This is a genomic window from Oceaniglobus indicus (assembly GCF_002751875.1).
Taxonomy (GTDB): domain Bacteria; phylum Pseudomonadota; class Alphaproteobacteria; order Rhodobacterales; family Rhodobacteraceae; genus Oceaniglobus; species Oceaniglobus indicus.
Genome location: NZ_NMZM01000004.1, coordinates 43,938 through 65,621, shown reverse-complemented (window position 1 = coordinate 65,621; position 21,684 = coordinate 43,938). Strand labels below are relative to the sequence as shown.

Here is a 21,684-nt window from a genome sequence, read left to right as displayed (position 1 = left end):
AAAGCCACGCCCCACGAAGTTACCGCGCCAATCTGGAAATTATGCAGTGCAGAGCGGGCGCGCATGGGAGGTGCGAACGCATAGAACGCGAATATATCCCGCAATGGCGCGCTCAAACGGCAGGCTTGAACTCTGCCATGCATTCCGCGTAGCGTGATCTTCGGGAAATTATGCACGTTGGAGGGAATCTTGCAGAGCATTGGCGACTCCCTTGGCCTGGCGTTTGCATTGGTTCTGTCCGGTGATGCGGATCTGCTCGAGATCGTGCTGCTGTCGCTGCGGGTCAGCCTGACGGCGACGTTCGTGGCCTGCGTGATCGGGCTGCCGATCGGCGCGCTGGTTGCCATCGGCCGGTTCCGCGGGCGCGCCTTCGTGCTGATCGTGATGAACGCCCTGATGGGTCTGCCGCCCGTGGTGGTGGGTCTGTTGGTGTATCTGCACTTTTCACGCTCCGGCCCGCTGGGGTTCCTGGGGCTGCTGTACACGCCCACCGCGATGATCGTGGCGCAGACGATCCTGATCGCGCCCATCGTCGCCGCGTTGTCGCGGCAGGTTCTGGAAGATCTGCACACCGAATACGCCGAACAATTCAGATCGCTGTGCCTGACGCGCTTGCAGACGGTGCGCGCGCTGCTGTGGGACGCGCGTTATTCGCTGCTGACGGTCGGCCTGGCCGGGTTCGGGCGCGCGGTGGCCGAGGTCGGCGCGGTGATCATCGTGGGCGGCAACATCGACCACCTGACGCGTGTGATGACCACCGCCATCGCGCTGGAGACATCCAAGGGAGACTTGGCGCTGGCGCTGGCGCTGGGGATCATCCTGCTGGTCATCGCACTGGGTGTGAACGCCGCCGTGCAATCTGTGCGCATGACGGCGGCGCGGTATGCCTATGTCTGACGCGATGATCCTTCCGTCGGTGTGCGCCGCGAACACGGCCCGGGGCGCGCTGATCCTGCCCTTGACGGTGCGTGGCCTGGCGCTGCGTTTTGGTGACACGCGGGTTCTGGAGGGGCTGGACCTTGACCTGGGACCGACCGGCTGCACCATGGTCATGGGGCCGAACGGTGCCGGGAAAAGCCTGCTGCTGAAGCTTCTGCACGGGCTGATGCCGCCCAGTGCGGGGCGCATCGACTGGGCCGGACACGCGCCCGCGACCGTCACCATGCGCCAGGCGCTGGTGTTTCAAAAGCCGGTCCTGCTGCGCCGGTCGGTGGCGGCCAACCTCGATTTCGTGCTGAAGGCGCGCGGGCGCCGTGCCTTCGGGCGCGCCGCCCTGCTGGAGCGTATCGGGCTGAGCCACAAGGCCGATCAGCCCGCCCGCCTGTTGTCGGGCGGCGAGGCCCAGCGCCTTGCCCTGGCGCGTGCCCTTGCCACCGAACCCGACGTTCTGTTCCTGGACGAACCCACGGCCAGCCTGGATCCCGCCTCGGTGCTGGCCATCGAGGGGATCGTCGCCGAGGCGCAGGCCCGCGGCGTGCGCATCATCTTCGTCACCCACGATGTCGGACAGGCGCGCCGCCTGGCGGATGACGTCGTCTTTCTGCACGGCGGACGCGTGGTGGAACACAGCCGCGCCGCCGACTTCTTTCCCGAACCGCAGTCGGATGCGGCGCGGGATTACCTGAACGGCAGGATTGTCGTCTGAACACGCAAGGAAGGGAGACACCAAATGCTTGCAAGAACACTCGGGGCGGCCACCGTCGCATTGCTTCTCGGGGGGGCCGCGTGGGCGCAGGACCAGTCGATCATCGTCCAGTCCACCACATCCACCGCCAATTCCGGCCTCTATGATTACCTCCTGCCGATCTTTCAGCAGGACACCGGCATCCAGGTCAACGTCGTGGCGGTCGGCACGGGCCAAGCGATCAAGAATGCCGAAAACTGCGACGGCGACGTGCTTCTGGTGCATGCGAAGCCATCGGAGGAGGCGTTCGTCAAGGCGGGCTTCGGCACCGATCGCACCGACCTGATGTACAATGATTTCGTCATCGTCGGCGCAGGCGACGATCCGGCGGGCGTGGGCGGCATGACCGACGTTCAGGCCGCCTTGGGCAAGATCGCCGAACAGGGCGCGTTGTTCGCCTCACGCGGGGACGACAGCGGCACCCACAAGAAGGAGATGGCGCTGTGGAAGGACAGCGGCGTCGATCCGACCACCGCTTCGGGCGATTGGTATCGCGAAACCGGCTCGGGCATGGGGGCCACGCTGAACGCGGGGATCGGCATGGGCGCTTATGTCATGACCGATCGCGCCACCTGGATCAGCTTCGACAACAAGCAGGATTACGCGATCCACGTCGAGGGTGACGAGGACATGTTCAACCAGTATGGCGTGATCCCGGTAAACCCGGAAAAATGCCCGTCGGTCAACGCCGAGGCCGCGCGCACCTTTGCCGACTGGCTGATCTCGGACAAGGGACAGGACACGATCGCGGGCTTCAAGATCGCCGATCAGCAGTTGTTCTTTCCAAACGCACCGGACAATTGATAGGCTTGTTGGGGCGGTGCCGTTGCCCTGCCCCGACAAACCGAACGGATCGCAATGCCAGACCCTGCCGTGCCGGACCACGAATATCTGACCGTCAGGGAACTGGCCGAACTGTTGCGCCTGAAAGAACGCAAGGTCTACGACCTGGCGGCGTCGGGGGCTGTTCCCTGCTCGAAAGCCACCGGCAAGCTGCTGTTCCCGGCCGCCGAGATCCGGCAGTGGATCGCACAGGGCCAGTCGGGCGGCCCCTCGGTCGCCGCCGCGCGTCCCCTTGCCCGTCCGCCGATCGTGTTGGGAAGCCACGATCCCCTTCTTGATTGGGCGATCCGGCAATCGCGCTGTGGGCTTGCCACCTTCTACGACGGCTCGCTCGACGGACTGGCGCGTTTCGTCCGGGGCGAAGGCGTAATCACCGGTCTGCACATCCACGACGCGGCTTCGGACCGCTGGAACACGGCGGCCGCGGCGCGTGTCGCCGCCGACCAGAACGCGGTCCTGATCTCGTTCGCCAGGCGGCGGCGTGGCCTGGTCTATCGGGCCGGGGAAAAGGCGCTGGCGCGGCTGTCCGACCTGGCGGGCCGCCGCGTCGTCCCGCGCCAGGCGGAATCCGGCACCGACGCATTGTTCCGCGAATTGGCCGGCAAGGAAAACCTCGCGCTTTCGGACCTGGAGTTCAGCGAAGTGGCCCGCACGGAAGACGCCGCCGTCGAGGCGGTTAGGCGCGGCCACGCCGATGCGGCATTCGGCCTGGAAGCGGTGGCGCACAGTTATGGCCTGGAATTCGCGCCGATCATCGAAGAGGAATTCGCCCTGCTGATCGATCGCAAGTCATGGTTCGACACACCGGTGCAGACCCTCGTCGCGTTTTGTTCGGATCGGCAATTCGCCGCCCGCGCAAAGGAATACGGCGGTTATGACATCGGCGTATTTGGCGAAGTCGGGTGGAACGCCTGACGGAATATATCGGAATCGCTTGCTGCCTTCGGTGAATGACCGGCACGGATCCGATCACGCGGGACAAGCGCCATTGCATCGCACGAGAACGCCAATTCCGTTTATTCAGGTTATCATACATTCGGGCATCGATGGTTCGAATTAGCCACCCGCCTTAAATGCGGCGATGTCCCGCCCAAACATCACGTGATGATCCGACAACCGGAACTTTGGCGCATGGCGGAGGTTGTAGCTGCAACCGACACACAACCGAAAGGAGGTTGCCATGGATCATTCGAAACATACGCCGCTTGGCACGCATGAGCTGAATGCTGCAACCGTCACCGACGCCGACGTCTACGGCCCTGACGACAACAACATCGGAACGGTCTCCCACCTTCACGGAACCGGAGCCGCCGCACAGGTGGTGGTCGATGTGGGTGGTTTTCTGGGATTGGGCGCCAAGCCGGTGGCCCTGCCGGCAAGCAGCCTGAATTTCATGCGCGACGAAAACGGTAAGGTCCACGCCACGACCACGATGACGAAGGACCAACTGAAGGATCTTCCCGAACACAAGGATTGATCCCGATCCGCAAATACCACTGTTTTTCTGAAACCCCGCCCGTTTCCACGTGCGGGGTTTTTGGCATGAAACGCACCCTGCGGCGGGGCGAAGTGTTTCCAGCCCACGCGCGCAGAAAACCCGGAACATATCACGACATCGTCAGTTAGTTTCCATGAAACAGCAGCAGGCATGTCGAGAGGACAAGACCATGAACGGACTCATCTATCTGATTGGCCTCGTCGTGATCGTCGTCGCCATCCTCAGCCTTATTGCATAACCGAAAGGACCGTCCACATGACCCCTTCCAACACGACACCCGGATCGACGACGGACGAAGCCATCGCCGATACCAAAGACGCCGCGTCGAACGTGGCCGAAACCCTGAAATCCGATGCGCAGGAAATGGTCGGCAAGGCGACCGGCGAAGCATCCCGCGCCGCCCACAAGATGCAGCACGACGCCGCCGGCGAGGTCAAGGACGTCGCGTCGGCCCTGCGCACTGCCGCAGACGAGCTGCGCAGTGGATCGCCGCAGGAACGCACGTTCAGCCAGATGGCCGATGGCCTGGCCGAAGTGTCGGAAACGCTGCGCGACAAGGACTTCGGTGAAATGATGAGCGACGTGAACAGCTTCGCCCGTCGCAACCCGATGATTTTCCTCGGAGGTGCCGCATTGCTTGGCTTCGCCGCCACCCGGTTCGCCAAGGCCAGCGCATCCGACGCCCGGGGATCAGCCACCTCCGGTTCTAGAACGTCAGGTGCCCGTGCACCCGCCAGCCGCGCATCCGACCCGGTCCGGCCCGCGCCCGCCGGCGTTACGGCAACGCCATCGGCGGCCCCCTCTTCGGCCGCGTTCCGCGCAACCGATCCGACGACGCCGTCTTCCGGCGGCGCCACCACGAACAAGACCGGAGCCTGAACATGACCACCGAAAAATCCACAGGTAATCTTCTGAGTGATGCATTGACCCAGGTCAGCAGCCTCGTGCGCAACGAGGTCGATCTGGCCCGGGCCGAAATCAACGAGAACCTCAACCAGGCCGCCGTGGCCCTGGGCATGATCGTCGGCGCCGTCGTCGTCTTTCTGACCGCCCTGAACGTGCTGTCGGCGGCCGTCGTCGCGGGCCTGACCGAAGCGGGAATTCCCGGCGGCTGGTCGGCCCTGATCGTCGGCGTGATCTTCGCCGTCATCGGTTACGGCATGCTGAAGAAGGGCACCAATGACCTCAAGCTCAGCTCGCTCGCTCCCACCCGGACCGCCAAGAACGTGAAGCGCGACGCCAACGCTGTAAAGGAAACCTACAATGACTGATCACCGCTCCCCCGAAGAGATCGAACGCGACATCGAACGTCAGCGCGCCGGTCTGACCGACACCCTTGACGATCTTCAGGACCGCTTTTCCATTGATGGCATCGTGCGCCAGGTCGGCGACCAGTTCCGTGAACATGGCGGCGACATCGGCGCATCCATCTCGCGATCCGTGCGCGAAAACCCCATGGCGCTGGCGCTGACCGGGGTCGGTCTGGCCTGGATGATTTTCGGCAACCGCGACGGCGCCGAAAGTGGCCGCGATCGCGCCCCTGCACGCCCCCACCGGACGGTCAGCCACACGCGGCGCCGGGTGGATTACGGCCGGCAGGATCCGTTCGAGAACGAGCCCAGCCACGACAGCCGCCCCGGCCGCGCACGTGGCATCGCAGGGCCCGGCAATACGCCGGCCTGGTTGCGCGACGATGACGACGATCACGATCTGCACGGCCGTTACCACGACCAAGACGACGATCACAGCCTTGGGGACCAGGTGCGCGCAGCCCGCGAAAAGGCCGGACAGCGCGTCACCTCGGCCGCCGGTTCCGTCTCGGACAGCGCATCGGCGGCTGCCGGTGCCGTATCCGGCGCCACGTCGGATGCCGCCGACAAGGCACGCGGTGCAGGCGAACGGGTGGCAGCCGGCGTCAAGGATGTCGGCGCCCGCGCGGGTGAGGCCGCCAGCCATGCCGCAGACCGCGCAGCACACCTGCGCGACCGCCTGTCCGAAGGCACCGAAAGCCTGAGCGAAGAGGCCCGTGAACGGGTGATCGCGGCCCGCCAACGCGCCATCGAAGCGCGCGACGCGGCAGCCGGCTATGCCCGGCAGGGGCGTGATCGCGCGGCAGACCTGTTCGATGAACAACCGCTGATCGGCGGTGCTCTGGCGCTTGCCCTTGGTGCGGCCATCGGTGCGGCCCTGCCCCGCACCCGCATGGAAGACGCCTATATGGGCGAGACCAGCGATGAGTTGATCGACGAGGCCGAACGCATCTATGCGGAAGAGCGCGACAAGGCCACGAAGGTCGCCCGCGCCGCCATGGACGAGGTCCGCGATGTCGCCAGGGAAGCCTCGGCCGAGGTCAAGCAGAAGGCCGCGGACGCCAAGGCCGAAGCTGACGACAAGGCGCCGGCCGACACCGCCGCCCAGGCCGTCGCCGACCGTGCCAAGGAGGCTGGCCAGCGCGTCGCGGACGCGGCAAGCGCCGAGGCCGACAAGCAGGATCTGGGCAAGCCCCGGACCTGAGCTTTCGACCAAGCCAGCGGCCCGCCCGGATCCGGGTGGGCCGTCATGCAATCCAGCCGGAGAAATACCCTTCCATGACACGCGGACGCGACGCCGAAACCCCCAATGAAATTCCCAAGCCGGGTTGGAAGGATATCCTTCTGCGGGTCAAGGACGAGATCGCGAAGGATCACGTGGGACTGATCGCCGCCGGCGTCGCTTTCTATGGCCTGCTGGCCCTGTTCCCGGCCATCACCGCCCTGATGGCGCTGGCCGGCCTGGTGCTTGAGCCCTCCGAAGTCACGGCGCAAATCGAAAGCCTCGCCACCGTCATCCCGGACCAGGCCGCCGACATCATAATCGGCCAGGCGGTCGAGGTTGCGGGCTCGCAGAACGGCGGTCTTGGTCTTGCGCTTCTGCTCGGCCTCGGGCTTGCCCTCTATTCCGCATCGAAGGGCGTCGGCAGCCTGATGGAGGGTCTTAACGTCGCCTATGACGAAGACGAAAGCCGCGGTTTCATCAAGCTCACGCTGGTCAAGCTGGGGCTGACGCTGTTGCTGATCGTCGGGCTGGTGGCCGGTCTTGGCGCGACACTGGCCCTGCCCGCCGTGCTGTCGTTCCTCAACCTGCCGGATTGGTTGAACACGGTGCTGGGCCTTGCGCGCTGGGTGATCTTGGGGGTGCTGACCCTCGGCGGGCTGGGCGCGCTTTACCGCTGGGGTCCGTCGCGCGAGGATGCACAGTGGAAATGGCTTGCTCCCGGCACCTTGGCGGCCTGTGCGCTCTGGCTCATCGGCTCGCTCGCGTTCTCGGTCTATGTCGCGAATTTCGCCAGCTACAATGAAAGTTTCGGCAGCATGGCGGGGGTCATCATCCTGCTGATGTGGCTGTGGCTGTCGGCCTATGTCGTGCTGATGGGGGCCGAGTTGAACGCCGAAATCGAAGCCCAGACCGCCCGCGACACGACAACCGGCACGCGCGAACCGATGGGCGCGCGCGGCGCCGAGAAAGCGGACCGGCTGGGCGAAACCAGCGCATGAACATGACCCCGGCCTGACCGCGGGGCGAACGATATGTGCCAGGTGAACCTTCTTCGGTGCACTAGGCATGGATGATTCACCAGTTACAGCACAAGCCCAGCGACTGGCGGCGTGGGGCAACCCGATACGACAGATGCCTTGGGGTGTTCTTGTCTGCCATCGCTCTCGCCGCCATCGTCATGTTCTGGCTATGAACCAGGAACGAGCCCGGACCCTTAACAAGTCCGCTCTGATCATTTTATAATTCAATCAAGGTGTTCCTTTTATTCGGGCGGTCAATCTGGTCGCGCGGTGCAGTCTTCGACGGCATTTCGCCACGCTCACGATCGCTTTTCAGGTTCGCTGCCCGCAACCTTTGTCAGGGCGTTCAGGTCTTGCCGAAGGGCATCTGTATCGCCCTCCAGCCTGCGCTCGATTTCATCGTGGGTCGCGATCCAGATCGGAATGGCCTGTTCCAGCAAGGACAGGCCATCGTCGGTCAGGGTCAAACGGCGGGCACGGCGGTCCCTTGCGTCGGGTGTGACCCGCAGCAATCCGCGACGCTCCAGCGGTTTGAGGTTCGCCGTCAGCGTCGTGCGATCCATCGCCAGCAGGTCGGCGACCGATCCGACCGTCGGCGGTTCGGGCCGGTTCAAGGATATCAGGATCGAGAATTGCCCGCTGCGCAGCCCGACAGGGCGCAGCGCCTCATCGAAACGGCGCGCGACGGCACGGGCCGCGCGTTGCGCGTGCAGGCACAGGCAACTGTCCCGCACGCGCAATGTCATGCCGAAAGTGGCGTGTTTGGAAACGGGATTTGACATGACGCGATTTACCTTGATATCAACTTAATAGTCAAACGACTCGCGGATCGGGGATGGCGACAGGCCGATCCGGGCGCGGATCAAGCTGTGAGGTCGAAAGACCATTCTGCGCGACACTGACCCGAACGGCGGGGCCGGTCGGTATCCGACACTTTGATGCCAGACGTTTCATGCTGCCGACGGAAAAGGAAACGCCATGACCCAGATGATCTTCATCAACCTTCCGGTTGCAGATGTTGACGCCTCCGCGCGTTTTTACGAGGCGGTCGGCGCAACGAGAAACGACACCTTCTCGGACGAGAGTTGCGCGAGCATGTTGATCAGCGACACCATCACCGCCATGCTGCTGTCGCACGGCCGTTGGCGCGATTTCACGTCGAAGCAGATACCGGATGCCAAGACATCCGCGCAGGTGTTGCTGTGTCTTTCGATGGAAAGCCGCGCGGCCTGCGACGCGGCAGTTGACGCCGTGGTCAAGGCCGGCGGCGTTGCCGACCCCGTCCCGAAACAGGATCACGGCTTCATGTATGGCCGGTCCTACGAGGATCCTGACGGACACATCTGGGAGGTGATGTGGATGGATCGCGCGGGGATGGAAAGGTCCATGGCCGCCGAACGCTGAATGTCCCGAGGCACCCGGGTGCGACAACGTCCTTTGCGAGATAAAGCATTTTGAAAACAAGGAAGAACGTCCATGGCCAACCGCGACGGAACCCCGATCTGGTATGAGTTGATGACCGACGCGCCGGATGCGGCGCAGGATTTTTATGGCAGCGTCATGGGCTGGAAATTCCGGAAACCGCCCGGCGGGTTGGATCGGGATTACCGCATCTTTTCCACACCGGATGGCGAAGGCGTCGGCGGCGTGATGCGCACGCCAGATCATGCGAAGGGACGGCCCGCCAAATGGGACGTCTATTTCGGCGTGGCGGACGTGGACGCCATGTCAACCAAGGTCAAGAAACTGGGCGGCCGCATCCACATGGAGCCGCAGGACATCCCCGGCGTCGGCCGTTTTGCCTTTGTCTCCGACCCCCGGGGCGCCACGTTCTATCTGATGCGGGGCGACAGCGACGGCCAAAGCACCGCCTTTGCGCCGATGAAGGTCGGGCATTGCAGCTGGAACGAACTGGTCACCTCCGACCAGGTGGCGGCGCTGGAGTTCTATGGCAAGCTTTTCGGCTGGAAAAAGACCGGCGCGATGCCGATGGGGCCGAACGGAGATTATACGTTCTTCGGGCAAGATAATATCGACATGATCGGCGCGATGATGAACGCGGAAAAAGTGGGCGAAGCGCCGTTCTGGAACTTTGCCTTCAACGTGCCCGACATCGACACGGCGAAAGCGGCGGTCGAGACGGGCGGCGGCATCGTCACCCATGGGCCGATGGAGTTGCCGGGCGACGAAGGTGACTGGCTGATCCAGACGAACGATCCGCAGGGGGCCAAGGCGATGTTCGTCGGCAAGCGCAATCAAGGAGCCGAATGATGGACAAGATCAGCACTTTCCTGTGGTTCGACGGGCAAGCCGAGGCGGCGGCGGAATTCTATACCGGCCTGTTTCCCGACAGCCGCATCGACCAGACGACCCGTTCACCGATGGATTATCCCGGCGGCAATGAAGGTGATGTGATTACCGTCGACTTCACGTTATCGGGCCGCAGTTTCATCGCCATGAACGGCGGCCCTGACCATCCCTTCACCGACGCGATTTCGCTTTCCATCGACTGTGCCGATCAGGCCGAAGTCGATCGCTACTGGGGCGCGCTGGCCGAGGGCGGTGAGCCGGTGATGTGCGGCTGGATCAGGGACCGTTTCGGCCTCTCCTGGCAGGTCACGCCCCGAATACTGCCGCAACTTCTGGCCGATCCGGACCGGGCAAAGGCGAAGCGGGTGATGGAGGCGATGGGCCAGATGGTGAAGATCGATGTGGCCGCGATCGAGGCAGCCGCAAACGGAGACGCGTGATGAAGGACAGCAACCTCACCGTCACGGCCTACGACTGGGTGCCCCATTTTGCACAGGGCCACGTGCGCGACCTGCGTGTCCGGTGGGCACTGGAGGAGGCAGGGTTTTCCTACAACGTCGAAGTCATGCCGCAAGGGACACAGAAGAAGCCTCCACATCTGAAGCGACAACCGTTCGGGCAAATCCCCACACTTGAAATCGATGGTCGCAGCATGTTCGAAAGCGGCGCGATCGTCTGGCGTATCGCCGAGGCAAGCTCTGCCCTGCTGCCGGGCGATGGTGCGGCCAGGGACCAGGTGCTTTCGTGGGTTTTCGCCGGCCTCAACACGATCGAGCCGCCGATCGCGATGCTTGCAACGCTGGAATTGTTCGTGACCGACAAGGATGCCGCCGCGCGGCTGCGCCCGGAAATCGCGGCCATGGTCGCCGGCGTTCTGAACAGGTTCGTCGCCGCCCTGGCAGACGCGCCACATATCGTCGGCGATTTCTCGGTCGCCGATATCGTGCTGACGACGGTGCTGCGCGATGTGCCCGCCGATCTGCTGAACGAACGTCCATCACTGCACGCCTATGTCGAGCGGCACACATCCCGGCCGGCATTCAAGACAGCATTGGCCGGGCAGATGAAGCCATTCGTTGAGAACGCCGCGAAATATGAAGATGCGACCTGAAGCGGGACGGTATGGAAAAGACCGTGATTGGCCGGAACAGCAAGGTATAAGGTCGAACCGTCAACGGTATTGACCACAGCGCGACAAGACGGAGCAGGAACGCCATGGCCGACTACACCTTCTTCTTCAACCCGATGAGCCGGGCACAGATCGCCCGCTGGGCCCTGCACGAAGCAGGCGCGGACTATGATCCCGTCATGGTGCCATGGGAGGACAAACCCGCGGCGCTGATCCATGCGAACCCCATGGCCAAGGTGCCGACGATCATCCACCACCATTCCGACGGCGACCGGACCGTCAGCGAGGCGGCCGCCATCTGCCATTATCTGGCCGAGGCCGAAGCGCCGGACCTCTTGCCGAATGACAGCGAGAAGGCCGATTATTTCCGCTGGCTGTTCTTCGCCGCCGGCCCGCTGGAGCAGGCCATCACCGCAAAGGCGCTTGGCTGGACGGTCAGCGACGAGCAGCAGGTCATGGCCGGGTTCGGCAGCTATGCGCGGACGGTCGATGCGCTGGAAGACTGGTTTTCAGCCCACGATTACGTCTGTGGCGTGCGGTTTACCCTGGCGGATGTCTATGTCGGCAGCGCGGTCGACTGGGGCCTTCAGTTCAAATCGCTGCCGGAACGCGCGGCCTTTTCCGACTACCAGGCACGCATTGTCGAACGCCCTGCCTACAAGGCGGCGAAGGCGATCGACAACAGGCTGATCGAAGAGATGCAGGCATGAAGGTCAACCATGTGTTCATCAGCATCCACGCGGCAGATTTCATCGCCCAGTCCGACTGGTGGGCCAGGCTGATATCCCGCCCCCGGGACCGCGTGCCGATGCCGTCATGCCATGAATGGGACCTGACCGGGCATGTCCTGTTTCAGGTGCTCGACAGCGCCGAGGGCCACGGCCGCGCGACCGTGACGATGCATGTTCCCGACCTCGATGCCGAGATCGCACGGCTGACGACGGTCGGGATCGACCTGCCGGAACCGGTGACGATCGAGGGTTTCGACACCTTGCGCTATGTCGAATTCACCGATCCCGAAGGAAATACGGTCGGCTTGCTGGATGGCGCCTGAACCCGCATCGGCGACGCAAGGGATTTGACCCATTCATATCGAAAGCGCCGGTCGTTGCCCTCGAAATCCTGAATGTATTACCTCCGTGTTGCGCGCCCCGAAGCCAACTGCGGACGTATGCTATGGCAATTGCGGTCCGAAACCTGTCAATTGCGGCAAGTTTGCCCGCAGATGACACCAGCCGCGGCCGGGTCCTAAAACCACTGCCCGGGTTCCATCAGTCCGAGATCCATGAGTTGCTGGCTTTCCCAGCTGAACGGGACCGAGTTGCGCCATTTGAAGCTTTCGATGCCGTCGCGTGACCCCGGGTTGAGACGCAGCGCCTTGGCCGTCCGGAACGAACAGATCGCCGCGGTCAGGTTGTTGTGCCATTTGCAGGCATAGGTGTTGTATTCGGGCACGTTGAAGGTGTGATCGGCCCGCAGCGCCAGACCGGGGCGCGCGCGGAACAGGCCGATCCGGTCGATCTTGCGGCGTTTCCAGGGAACATGCTCTTCGTAACGCCAGCGCAATCCGCCGAAGAAGTCGAGCTGCCTTTCCATCGGCGCCCAGTCATTGTCGGGATCCTTGCGCGCCAACGCGTAATATCCCGACTTGTCCAGCCAGGCATCGCCGGGATCGACCGCATCGGGATGTGCGGCCAGATCGCCGGCGTAAAGGTCGATCACATAGGTCAGCAGAGCATCGCGCCGCTCTTCGGTGTGAAAGGTCAACATCTCGCCGACCGACCGGCTTTCGGCAAAAGGATGAAACAGGTATTCCGCGTTGAAGCCGTAATACATCCAGATCCCCGGCCCCTTCGCAATCACCGCGTTCACGGCCGCCAGCATGGCATCGGCGCCGCGTGGGTCGTGATCGACGCGGATGATCACGGGCGTGGCGCCGTCGGCCATGGGCCGGCCCTGGGGTGCGACCTCGAACGTCGTTTCGCTGGGGGCGAAGACCATGATGGTGGCGAAACCGGCGCGCAGGTGGTGGGCGATGGTGCTGTCGATCTCGACCGGATCCTCGGCCAGCAGGATGGCAACCGGACCCTTGCCCAGCGGAAACCGGGCGGATTTGAACGCGGCGAGCGATCGGTGGTGCATGGGCGGATTCCGGCGTTGCGCGATGTCGGCGCAGGGTGGCCCGGACCGGCCGCCGATTGCAAGCCCGCGACCGATGCGATAGTCACCGGCGCAAGCGACAGGAGACGGGCATGGGCCAGGGCAAGAAGCTGTTCATCAAGACCTACGGGTGCCAGATGAACGTCTATGACAGCGAACGCATGGCCGAGGCGATGGGCACCCGCGACTATGCCCTGACCGACCGGCCTGACGATGCCGACATGATCCTGCTGAACACCTGCCACATCCGCGAAAAGGCGGCCGAAAAGGTATATTCCGAACTGGGCCGCATGAAGGCGCTGAAGGTCGGCCGCCCCGACCTGAAGATCGGCGTGGCCGGCTGCGTGGCCCAGGCGGAAGGGGCCGAGATCATGCGCCGCGCGCCGATGGTCGACCTGGTGGTGGGGCCGCAAAGCTATCACCGGTTGCCCGCGATGTCGGACGCACTGGCACGCGGCGAACGCGCCCTGGACACCGATTTTCCCGAGGAAGACAAGTTCGCCCACTTGGCGGCCCGCCCCAAGGCGCAGCGCGCGCCGTCGGCGTTCCTGACGGTGCAGGAAGGCTGTGACAAGTTCTGCGCCTTCTGCGTCGTGCCCTATACCCGCGGCGCCGAGGTATCGCGCCCGGCCGCGCGGATCATCGAGGAAGCCCGCGATCTGGTCGAACGCGGTGTGCGCGAGATCACGCTGTTGGGGCAGAACGTGAACGCCTATCACGGGCACGATGGCGGGCTTGCAGGGCTGATCCGCGATCTGGCCGGCATCGACGGGCTGGCGCGCATCCGCTATACCACCAGTCACCCCAACGACATGGATGACGCCCTGATCGCCGCCCATGGCGAGGTCGAACAGCTGATGCCCTATCTGCACCTGCCCGTGCAATCGGGCAGCGACAAGGTGTTGAAGGCGATGAACCGCAAGCACACCGCCGAATCTTACCTGCGCCTGATCGAGCGGATCCGCGCCATGCGCCCCGACATCCTGTTTTCAGGCGATTTCATCGTCGGCTTCCCGGGCGAGGACGAGGCCGATTTTGACGCCACAATGGACCTGGTGCGCGCCGTGCACTACGGCCAGTGCTACAGTTTCAAGTATTCCACCCGCCCCGGAACCCCCGCCGCCGAACGCCCGCAGGTCGACGAGGACGCCAAGGCCGACCGTCTGAAACGGTTGCAGTCATTGCTGGGTGAACAGCAGCGGGCCAGCCAGGATGCGATGATCGGGCGCGAGGTCGGCGTTCTGTTCGAAAAACCCGGCCGGCGCGCCGGGCAGATGGGCGGCAAATCGGACCATCTGCACGCCGTTCACGTTCAGGCCGATGTCGCCCCCGGCACGCTGTCGCGGGTGCGCATCACCGGCAGCGCGGCGAATTCCTTGTCGGGCGAGCTGATCTGAGCGATGGCGCCACGCCCCGAAGCGGGGCATGGCGGTGGCACACGGTTCAGTTCTTGGGCGCGTTGCGGATGATGCGCTTGACCTCGGCCAGCATGTTCTGAAGGTTGCCGACCAGGTTCTGGTCGCGGCAGACCCGCTCGCCGATGGCCTGTGCGGCGGGCTGCGAATATCCGACGGCCACCAGGCTGTCGATGAACTTGCCGTTGGGGCGATCCCAGATCACCTCGCGCCAGGGCCCGCGATAGCAGCTGACGATGATCGTCTGACCGTTCCACGCATAACCGTTCAGCGTGTTATGCGCATGGTTTCCATGATGGTGCCCGTGATAGTTCGACGCCCCCGCCTGGGTGGCCGCCGCAACCAGAAGCCCTGCACACAGCATTCCTGTTTTCATGTCGTTTTCCCTTCGGTGTTCCATTCGAGGGTTGCCGGCGGCAACCGATGTTCCTGCGCCCGATCGGCGGGTGCCATGCTGTCTTGTCCGGCCCACGGTTCGATAATTTGGGCACGGGATCGACATGTTTCTGCCATAAACCATCGGGCAGAATTAAGCTTTTGGCAAGAAATTGGGCTCAAGACAGGCGCTTTGTTCACGCCTGGGCATCAAAGCTGCGCATTCCAACAGGATTGGCCAGCAAGCAGGGTGTTCCGATTCCGGCAAGGCGATCGACCCGCGCAAACGGGGCGATCTGGCGGGGAAGAACGCAGAATCAGGCTTTCCAACATGCCGAATTGCAGTATTGTTCAAGAGCATACAAAAAACGGGGGATGCGCGGGCGGCTGCCATACTGGCCCGGTGCTCCGATTTTCAAGGGAGAACAGTGTGTCGAGACACATCAATTTCGCACGCGCCGCCTTCGGGGCCGCCATGATCGCCGCCACCACGCTGGGGATGGCCGCCCCCGCCGAAGCGCAGCAGCGCCGCGCGATCGGCACCATCTGGATCGACCCCGACGGGTGTGAACACTGGGTGCGCGACGACGGCTGGGAAGGCTACATGAGCGCGCGACTGACCCGCCAGGGCAAGCCGGTCTGCCACAAGGTCGAAACCTGCGCCGTGATGAATTCCGACCAGTTGTTCGCGACCGACAGCTATCACATCAATCACGCCGGCAAACAGCGCCTGACCAGCTTCTTCCGCTCGGCGGGCGCGCGGGCCTATACGATCATCGGCCACACCGACAGCCGCGCATCGGATGAATACAACCTGCGCCTGTCCTACAACCGCGCCAATTCCGTCGCATCGCTGGCGGCCGGTGTCGGGGCGCCGATCATGGACGTGCGCGGCATGGGCGAACGCCAGCCCCGCGCATCGAACCAGACGGCGGCGGGCATGCAGGCCAACCGTCGCGTCGAAATCATTTGTGTAAGGTAACGCCATGAGATTCATTTCTTTCGTTCTGATTTCAGGCGCTCTGGCGGTGGCCGGGTGCGGCCAGAAAATCGACCAGACCGTCGACCGCGGCTTTGACACCAAGAGCCTCTCGAACCTGACCCGGACACCGGGCATCTGGGTCGATGGGGACGGGTGCGAACACTGGGCCATCGACGACGGCATCGAAGGTTATCAGGACAACCGTCTCGACCGCACGGGCAAGCCGATCTGCGGCCTGCTGCCGCCGTTCACGATCAACGGGCCGGATCGCGCCGGCTCGACCGTGGTCGACCCCATCTGATCGGGAGCTTCAGCTTCCGCTGCGCGGGCCGTCCGGCACAGGACGGCCCGTTTGCGTTGGGGGCTTGTGTCCGCGCAAGGCGTAAAACCGGCAAATTCAGGGATAATTCGCGCGGTTTGGCGTGCAGGGCTTGCACCCGGCGCAACGGATGACCACCATACGAACAACACAAATCGTCTGGAGCAAGTGTTGGGCCTTATCCCGCCGACCCCCCCGCAAAAAACCGGCATGCCGTCCGAGCAGCATGTCGAATTTCAAGACAACCGACTGCTGATCGAACTTTGCGGCGAATTCGACCGCAACATCGCGGCGATCGAACACGCGCTCGACGTTCAGATCATGCGCCGGGGCAATGACCTGGCGCTGGTCGGCGACGCCGATGCGCAGGCGCGCGCCGCCGAGGTATTGCGCGCCCTCTATACCCGCCTCGAAGCGGGCAAAACCATCGAACCCGGCGACATCGAGGCCGAACTGCGCATGGGACCGTCGCGCCAGCAGAAGGGCGTGCGCGATGGCGACCAGATCGAGATGTTCAAGAGCGGCCTGATCGAGATCAAGACGCGCAAGAAGCTGGTCGAACCGCGCACCGAGGCGCAGAAAGCATATGTCCGCAGCCTGTTCGACAACGAGCTGTGCTTCGGCATCGGCCCGGCGGGCACCGGCAAGACCTATCTGGCCGTCGCCGTGGGCGTGAACATGTTCATCGAAGGCCACGTCGACAAGATCATCCTGTCGCGCCCCGCCGTCGAGGCGGGTGAAAAGCTAGGCTATCTGCCGGGCGACATGAAGGACAAGGTCGATCCCTACATGCAGCCGCTCTATGACGCGCTGAACGATTTCCTGCCCGGAAAACAGGCGGCCAAGCTGATCGAGGAGAAGCGGATCGAGATCGCGCCGCTGGCCTTCATGCGCGGGCGCACGTTGTCCAACGCCTTCGTCGTGCTGGACGAGGCGCAGAACGCCACGACCATGCAGATGAAGATGTTCCTGACCCGGCTGGGCCAGGGATCGCGCATGGTCGTCACCGGCGACCGGACCCAGGTCGACCTGCCGCGCGGCGTCGGCAGCGGGTTGCAGGACGCCGAACGGTTGCTGAACGGCATTCCCCGGATCTCGTTCAACTACTTCACCGCCAAGGACGTCGTGCGCCACCCGCTTGTGGCGCGGATCATCGAGGCCTACGAGGCCGACGGCTGAGCGCGTCTCATTCAGGCAGGTAGCGGTCGATCAGCGTCCAGCCCGTTTCGCTGGACAGGATCGCCAGCACAGTTGCGTCAAGCGGCGCGCGCAACCCGGAGTCCGCGGGCAGCGCCATTGTGACATAGTGCGGATCGTAACGCGTCGTCACCACATGCAGATCGGTGTAATCCAGCCGATCGATCGCGGCACGCAGGGCCGGCGCGTTGAAGGCGACCCGCTCGACGATGCCGGCGTCCAGCGCCTGCAGCGCCTCTTCGATCGTGACATAGGGATGCAGTTCGGCCCGCTTGTCGGCAAGGTAGAGTTCGGCGGTGCTGTCCTCGACCACCGCGACGCTGCGCCCGACGAAATCCTCGGGCAGATGGGCGCCGCGGTTGGCGTCGGTCAGGGTGACGATGCTGGCCGTGAGGGCCGAACTGACCGCAAGACCGACCAGCATCCACAACATCGCCACCGCGCGCCCCGGCAGGGTGATCGGCGCCTTGTCGCCGTAACCGATGGTGGTCAGCGTGACGCCGGCCCACCAGAACCCGTCGCCCAGCCCGTCCAGCGTGCGACCGCCGCCGAACTGTTCATGATTCTTCTTGCGCTCGAACAGCCAGACCAGCGCGCCGACCGCGAACAGAAGTGCCGACAGCCACAGGACGACGGCCAGGAACTCCAGCGACAGGAAGGCGAACAGAAGGTTGCTCAGCAGCGGATCGCGAGTCGTCGCGATGCCCATGGTCGCCGTATAGATCGGCTGGGTCAGGTCGACCGCCTGGGCCCGTTCCGGTGTCGCGTTGATCGGCAGCGCCACGTCGATCCGGTCCGCCAACAGCGCATCGGTCGCGGTTCCCGGCTCAAGCGGGACGGTGGTCCAGTCGAGATCCAGCCGTTCCGCCGCCAACCGCCAGATGTCCATCGCCAACCCCAGGCTGGCGCCATCGCCCATGTTGACCGCGAAGGGCGGCAGATGTTCGACCCCGACGCGCAGCCGTTCCGGTTCGCCCCCCTGCGCGGGGTCCGGCGCGGATTGGGCGCTGGCCGAAAGGACGGGCGCCAGCGACAGCGCGATGAAGAAGGCAAGGCAGGACAGGATACGTGCGACAGAAGGCAAATGAGATCTCCGGCGGTTCGGGCGTGTTTACGGCTTGAACTTGTGGCATGGGCGCACGAAATCAAACACGAAACCGCGCCGGGGGATACCGTGACAGTCGAAACGATGATCGAGGATGAACGCTGGCACGACGTCGGCATCGCCGATCTGGCCGAACGCGCGGTCGCCGCGGCGCTGGCGCGCCTGGCGCCCGGATCGTGGGAGGTGTCGCTGCTGGCCTGCGACGATACGCGCATCGCGGCGCTGAACGCCACTTTCCGCGGCAAGGCGATTGCCACCAACGTGTTGTCATGGCCATCGGATGAACGCGGCGCCGCTGCACCCGGCGCGATGCCTGCCCTGCCCGATCCGCAGGATCCCGAACTGGGCGATCTGGCCATCGCATTCGACACCTGTGTTGCAGAAGCACGGGCCGGCGGTGTTGCGTTCGCCGACCATGTCACCCATCTTCTGATCCATGGCACCCTGCATCTTCTGGGGTTCGACCATGAAGACGACGCGGACGGCGATCTGATGGAACGGCTGGAAACGGAAATCCTGGCCACCCTGGGGATCGCCGACCCATATAGGGGATGACGCGACCGTCACCGGGCGGTAGACGTAAGTGCCTCTTGCAGGCGCGATATTTTGGAAAGGCATGATGGGCGACGAAGACGAGAGTTCGAGGCTGGCCGCACGGGACGTGCAGGCCGACCCCATGGACGACACCGAGCAACCGAACAGTCGTGGATTTTTCGGTCGCCTGTTCGAAGCCTTCGGCCCCGCCGACAGCGCATCCGAGAACGACGCCGACGAAGGCGATGACCGGGGCACGACGCCCCAGTCCCTGGGCCTTTCGAACCTGCGACGGATGCGCGTTTACGACGTGGCGATCCCGACGGTCGAAATCGTGTCGGTCTCGCAGGACATCGAGAAAGACGAACTGGTCCGCGTTTTCCGCGACAGCGGCATGACCCGTCTGCCCGTCTATGCCGACACGCCGGATCATCCCGTGGGCATGATCCACCTCAAGGACTTCGCGCTGTTGCATGGGTTCAACGGGGGGGAAACCCCGTTCGATCTGAAGTCGATGCTGCGCCCGCTGATCTATGCGCCGCCGTCGATGCCCATCGGCGTGCTGCTTCAGAAGATGCAGAACGACCGGATGCACATGGCCCTGGTGATCGACGAATACGGCGGGGTCGACGGCCTGGTCACCATCGAGGATCTGATCGAACAGGTCATCGGCGAGATCGAGGACGAGCATGACATCGCCGAGGGCAAGAACTGGACCGAGGAGAAACCCGGCGTTTATCTGGCACAGGCCAAGACGCCGCTGGACGAATTCGAGGACGAGATCGGCATGAAGCTGGTCGAGCCCGAGGACGAGGAAGAGATCGACACGCTGGGCGGTGTCGTCTTCGTGCTGACCGGCCGCGTGCCGGCCCGCGGCGAGGTGATCCCCCACCCCGCCGGCCCGCAATTCGAAATCGTCGATGCCGACCCGCGCCGCATCAAGCGGATCCGCGTGCGCATGGCCGGGGCCGAGCGTCCGGCGCCGACCCCCGGCGCCGTCGCGCCGAGCCAGTCGAAATCAATTGGCTGACACGGGCGGCGTGGTTTTCGGACAGATCGACGCGGCGGTCGGCCGGTCGCGGATCGCCGCCTGCCTGACGGGTGTCGCCGCGGGCCTGGGGCATGTGCCGTTCTCGCTTTTGCCGCTGTCCCTGCTGGCCTTTGCGCTGGCTTTCCTGCATCTCGCGCGGTCCGCGAGCGTGCGACAGGCGGCGATCATGGGCTGGTGGATCGGCACCGGGTATTTCGCCACGACCCTGCACTGGATCGTCGAGCCATTCCTGATCGACCTGGCCGCGACCGGATGGATGGCGCCTTTCGCGCTGGTGTTCATGGCCACGGGGTTCGCGTTGTTCTGGGGGGGCGCTTTCGCGCTGGCACACCGGATCTCGCGGCCCGGATGGTCACGCGCGCTGGCCTTTGCGGTGTGCCTTGGCGGGGCAGAGATGCTGCGCTCGTATGTGCTGACCGGGTTTCCCTGGGCGCTGATCGGATATGTCTGGAGCGAAACCGCCGGCGCGCAGATCGCCGCCTGGACCGGATCCTTCGCGCTTGGCGTGCTGACGCTGCTGGGCGCGGCGCTGGCCGTGCTGGTGGCGCAACGGCGGCACTGGGCGGGTGCGGTGGGGCTGATCGCCTTGTGGCTGCTGCCGCTCGGCATCGGCGCGCTGCGGCTGACCCCCGTGACGCAACCCGATGCAGATGCGTCGTTGATCCGGGTGGTTCAGCCGAACGCGCCGCAAGGCGAAAAGTGGGATCCCGACCGCGCGATGTTCTTTTTCGAACGCCAGTTGGATTTCACCGGGGCGCCCGGTGAAGACGGCCGGCCCGATCTGATCGTCTGGCCCGAAACGGCCATCCCGTTCCTTGCCGACTCGGGCCATCCCGCGCTGGCCGAGATATCCGCCCAGGGCGCCGGCCGCCCGGTCGCGGTGGGCGCCCAGCGCATGGAGGGGCCGCAAGCGTTCAACAGCCTTCTGGTGCTGGGACAGGACGGAATCGTCACCGACACCTATGACAAGCACCACCTGGTTCCGTTCGGCGAATACATCCCGTTCGGCGGTCTGGCACGGCTGATCGGCCTGCGTTCGTTTGCCGCACGGGACGGATACGGGTTTTCGGCTGGACCGGGGCCGCATCTGATCGATTTTGGTGCGCTGGGCCACGCCTTGCCGCTGATCTGTTACGAGGCGATCTTTCCGCAGGATCTGCGCGGCACCCCGCGCCCCGACTGGCTGCTCCAGATTACCAACGATGCCTGGTTCGGCACTTTTTCCGGGCCTTATCAGCACCTTGCACAGGCCCGGATGCGTACGATCGAACAGGGTCTGGCGATGGTGCGGGTGGCCAATACCGGCATTTCCGGGCTGATCGACGATCGCGGCCGCATGGTGGCACATCTGCCGCTGGGCCAGGCCGGATTTCTGGATGTCGCCCTGCCGCCGGCCGGGCCGCCGACGCCCTATGCCCGCAGCGGTGACATGCCGCTGGCGGTGTTGCTGATCGCGCTGTGCGGCGCACTGTGGTGGCATCGCCGCCGCGCGGCCATTGATCTTCGCCGGGACGGGATATAGATGCTC

General features: G+C 64.3%; 26 protein-coding genes and 1 pseudogene. 23 read left to right on the top strand and 4 right to left on the bottom strand.

Going from position 1 to position 21,684, the window contains the following annotated elements:
- Positions 1-189 precede the first annotated feature (189 nt).
- The 10 genes and pseudogenes from CFP68_RS07425 to CFP68_RS07380 all read left to right on the top strand — a co-directional run.
- Positions 190-897 (top strand): ABC transporter permease, encoded by a 708-nt coding sequence (locus CFP68_RS07425; protein WP_099826557.1) that lies wholly within the window; start codon positions 190-192, stop codon positions 895-897.
- Positions 890-1,645, top strand: a complete 756-nt coding sequence (locus CFP68_RS07420) for an ATP-binding cassette domain-containing protein (RefSeq protein ID WP_099826287.1) — start codon at positions 890-892, stop codon at positions 1,643-1,645. Before CFP68_RS07425 ends, CFP68_RS07420 begins: the two co-directional genes overlap by 8 nt.
- Positions 1,646-1,669: 24 nt before the next feature.
- Complete coding sequence (locus CFP68_RS07415; RefSeq protein ID WP_099826286.1) at positions 1,670-2,488, top strand: ABC transporter substrate-binding protein; 819 nt, start codon at positions 1,670-1,672, stop codon at positions 2,486-2,488.
- Positions 2,489-2,542: 54 nt separating this feature from the next.
- Entirely contained in the window at positions 2,543-3,442 is a 900-nt protein-coding gene (locus CFP68_RS07410) for a helix-turn-helix transcriptional regulator (RefSeq protein WP_099826285.1), read from the top strand.
- Between the two features lie 265 nt (positions 3,443-3,707).
- The gene (locus tag CFP68_RS07405; protein ID WP_099826284.1) at positions 3,708-4,004 is read left to right on the top strand and encodes a PRC-barrel domain-containing protein; all 297 of its coding nucleotides are present in this window, start codon (positions 3,708-3,710) and stop codon (positions 4,002-4,004) included.
- 276 nt (positions 4,005-4,280) lie between these two features.
- Positions 4,281-4,904, top strand: a complete 624-nt coding sequence (locus CFP68_RS07400; protein WP_099826283.1) for a hypothetical protein — start codon at positions 4,281-4,283, stop codon at positions 4,902-4,904.
- Between the two features lie 2 nt (positions 4,905-4,906).
- The gene (locus CFP68_RS07395) at positions 4,907-5,296 is read left to right on the top strand and encodes a phage holin family protein (protein ID WP_099826282.1); all 390 of its coding nucleotides are present in this window, start codon (positions 4,907-4,909) and stop codon (positions 5,294-5,296) included.
- The gene (locus tag CFP68_RS07390) at positions 5,289-6,539 is read left to right on the top strand and encodes a DUF3618 domain-containing protein (protein ID WP_099826281.1); all 1,251 of its coding nucleotides are present in this window, start codon (positions 5,289-5,291) and stop codon (positions 6,537-6,539) included. Before CFP68_RS07395 ends, CFP68_RS07390 begins: the two co-directional genes overlap by 8 nt.
- A gap of 74 nt (positions 6,540-6,613) precedes the next feature.
- On the top strand, positions 6,614-7,558 hold the full coding sequence (locus CFP68_RS07385) for a YihY/virulence factor BrkB family protein (protein WP_099826280.1): 945 nt from the start codon (positions 6,614-6,616) through the stop codon (positions 7,556-7,558).
- Positions 7,559-7,659: 101 nt separating this feature from the next.
- Positions 7,660-7,752: pseudogene (locus tag CFP68_RS07380) on the top strand (IS5/IS1182 family transposase); the annotation flags it as partial.
- Between the two features lie 126 nt (positions 7,753-7,878).
- Here the strand turns inward: CFP68_RS07380 and CFP68_RS07375 are convergent.
- Positions 7,879-8,361, bottom strand: a complete 483-nt coding sequence (locus tag CFP68_RS07375; protein ID WP_099826279.1) for a MarR family winged helix-turn-helix transcriptional regulator — start codon at positions 8,359-8,361, stop codon at positions 7,879-7,881.
- Positions 8,362-8,557: 196 nt separating this feature from the next.
- Here CFP68_RS07375 and CFP68_RS07370 point away from each other — a divergent pair, with 196 nt between their 5' ends.
- From CFP68_RS07370 to CFP68_RS07345, 6 genes are all read left to right on the top strand, one after another.
- On the top strand, positions 8,558-8,983 hold the full coding sequence (locus tag CFP68_RS07370) for a VOC family protein (protein ID WP_099826278.1): 426 nt from the start codon (positions 8,558-8,560) through the stop codon (positions 8,981-8,983).
- A gap of 72 nt (positions 8,984-9,055) precedes the next feature.
- Positions 9,056-9,850, top strand: a complete 795-nt coding sequence (locus CFP68_RS07365) for a VOC family protein (protein WP_099826277.1) — start codon at positions 9,056-9,058, stop codon at positions 9,848-9,850.
- Positions 9,847-10,329: a VOC family protein gene (locus tag CFP68_RS07360; protein WP_241523992.1), complete on the top strand. Its 483-nt coding sequence runs from the start codon at positions 9,847-9,849 to the stop codon at positions 10,327-10,329. Before CFP68_RS07365 ends, CFP68_RS07360 begins: the two co-directional genes overlap by 4 nt.
- On the top strand, positions 10,329-11,000 hold the full coding sequence (locus CFP68_RS07355) for a glutathione S-transferase family protein (protein ID WP_099826275.1): 672 nt from the start codon (positions 10,329-10,331) through the stop codon (positions 10,998-11,000). Before CFP68_RS07360 ends, CFP68_RS07355 begins: the two co-directional genes overlap by 1 nt.
- Before the next feature lie 104 nt (positions 11,001-11,104).
- Positions 11,105-11,728, top strand: coding sequence for a glutathione S-transferase family protein (locus tag CFP68_RS07350; RefSeq protein WP_099826274.1), 624 nt, complete (start codon positions 11,105-11,107; stop codon positions 11,726-11,728).
- A complete protein-coding gene (locus tag CFP68_RS07345) occupies positions 11,725-12,072 on the top strand; it encodes a VOC family protein (protein ID WP_099826273.1) in 348 nt (115 codons plus the stop codon). The genes CFP68_RS07350 and CFP68_RS07345 overlap by 4 nt, the downstream gene beginning before the upstream one ends.
- A gap of 194 nt (positions 12,073-12,266) precedes the next feature.
- Here CFP68_RS07345 and CFP68_RS07340 read toward each other — a convergent pair whose 3' ends face one another.
- Positions 12,267-13,160 (bottom strand): hypothetical protein, encoded by an 894-nt coding sequence (locus CFP68_RS07340; protein ID WP_099826272.1) that lies wholly within the window; start codon positions 13,158-13,160, stop codon positions 12,267-12,269.
- A gap of 110 nt (positions 13,161-13,270) precedes the next feature.
- Here CFP68_RS07340 and miaB point away from each other — a divergent pair, with 110 nt between their 5' ends.
- On the top strand, positions 13,271-14,575 hold the full coding sequence (miaB, locus tag CFP68_RS07335; protein WP_099826271.1) for a tRNA (N6-isopentenyl adenosine(37)-C2)-methylthiotransferase MiaB: 1,305 nt from the start codon (positions 13,271-13,273) through the stop codon (positions 14,573-14,575).
- A gap of 46 nt (positions 14,576-14,621) precedes the next feature.
- Here miaB and CFP68_RS07330 read toward each other — a convergent pair whose 3' ends face one another.
- Positions 14,622-14,969 (bottom strand): hypothetical protein, encoded by a 348-nt coding sequence (locus CFP68_RS07330; RefSeq protein ID WP_145953412.1) that lies wholly within the window; start codon positions 14,967-14,969, stop codon positions 14,622-14,624.
- Positions 14,970-15,443: 474 nt separating this feature from the next.
- Between CFP68_RS07330 and CFP68_RS07325 the strand changes: the two genes are divergently transcribed.
- From CFP68_RS07325 to CFP68_RS07315, 3 genes are all read left to right on the top strand, one after another.
- Entirely contained in the window at positions 15,444-15,950 is a 507-nt protein-coding gene (locus CFP68_RS07325) for an OmpA family protein (protein WP_099826556.1), read from the top strand.
- Positions 15,951-15,954: 4 nt separating this feature from the next.
- Complete coding sequence (locus tag CFP68_RS07320) at positions 15,955-16,251, top strand: hypothetical protein (protein WP_099826269.1); 297 nt, start codon at positions 15,955-15,957, stop codon at positions 16,249-16,251.
- Between the two features lie 228 nt (positions 16,252-16,479).
- On the top strand, positions 16,480-17,448 hold the full coding sequence (locus CFP68_RS07315; protein WP_099826268.1) for a PhoH family protein: 969 nt from the start codon (positions 16,480-16,482) through the stop codon (positions 17,446-17,448).
- 7 nt (positions 17,449-17,455) lie between these two features.
- Here CFP68_RS07315 and CFP68_RS07310 read toward each other — a convergent pair whose 3' ends face one another.
- Complete coding sequence (locus CFP68_RS07310; RefSeq protein WP_099826267.1) at positions 17,456-18,550, bottom strand: ion channel; 1,095 nt, start codon at positions 18,548-18,550, stop codon at positions 17,456-17,458.
- Between the two features lie 90 nt (positions 18,551-18,640).
- On the opposite strand from CFP68_RS07310, the gene ybeY reads away from it, so the two are divergent.
- The 3 genes from ybeY (at position 18,641) to lnt (ending at position 21,678) form a co-directional block, all read left to right on the top strand.
- Positions 18,641-19,126, top strand: a complete 486-nt coding sequence (ybeY, locus tag CFP68_RS07305; RefSeq protein WP_099826555.1) for an rRNA maturation RNase YbeY — start codon at positions 18,641-18,643, stop codon at positions 19,124-19,126.
- Positions 19,127-19,190: 64 nt separating this feature from the next.
- Positions 19,191-20,135: a transporter associated domain-containing protein gene (locus CFP68_RS07300; RefSeq protein ID WP_099826554.1), complete on the top strand. Its 945-nt coding sequence runs from the start codon at positions 19,191-19,193 to the stop codon at positions 20,133-20,135.
- Between the two features lie 10 nt (positions 20,136-20,145).
- Positions 20,146-21,678, top strand: coding sequence for an apolipoprotein N-acyltransferase (gene lnt, locus CFP68_RS07295; protein WP_420915819.1), 1,533 nt, complete (start codon positions 20,146-20,148; stop codon positions 21,676-21,678).
- Positions 21,679-21,684 lie beyond the last annotated feature (6 nt).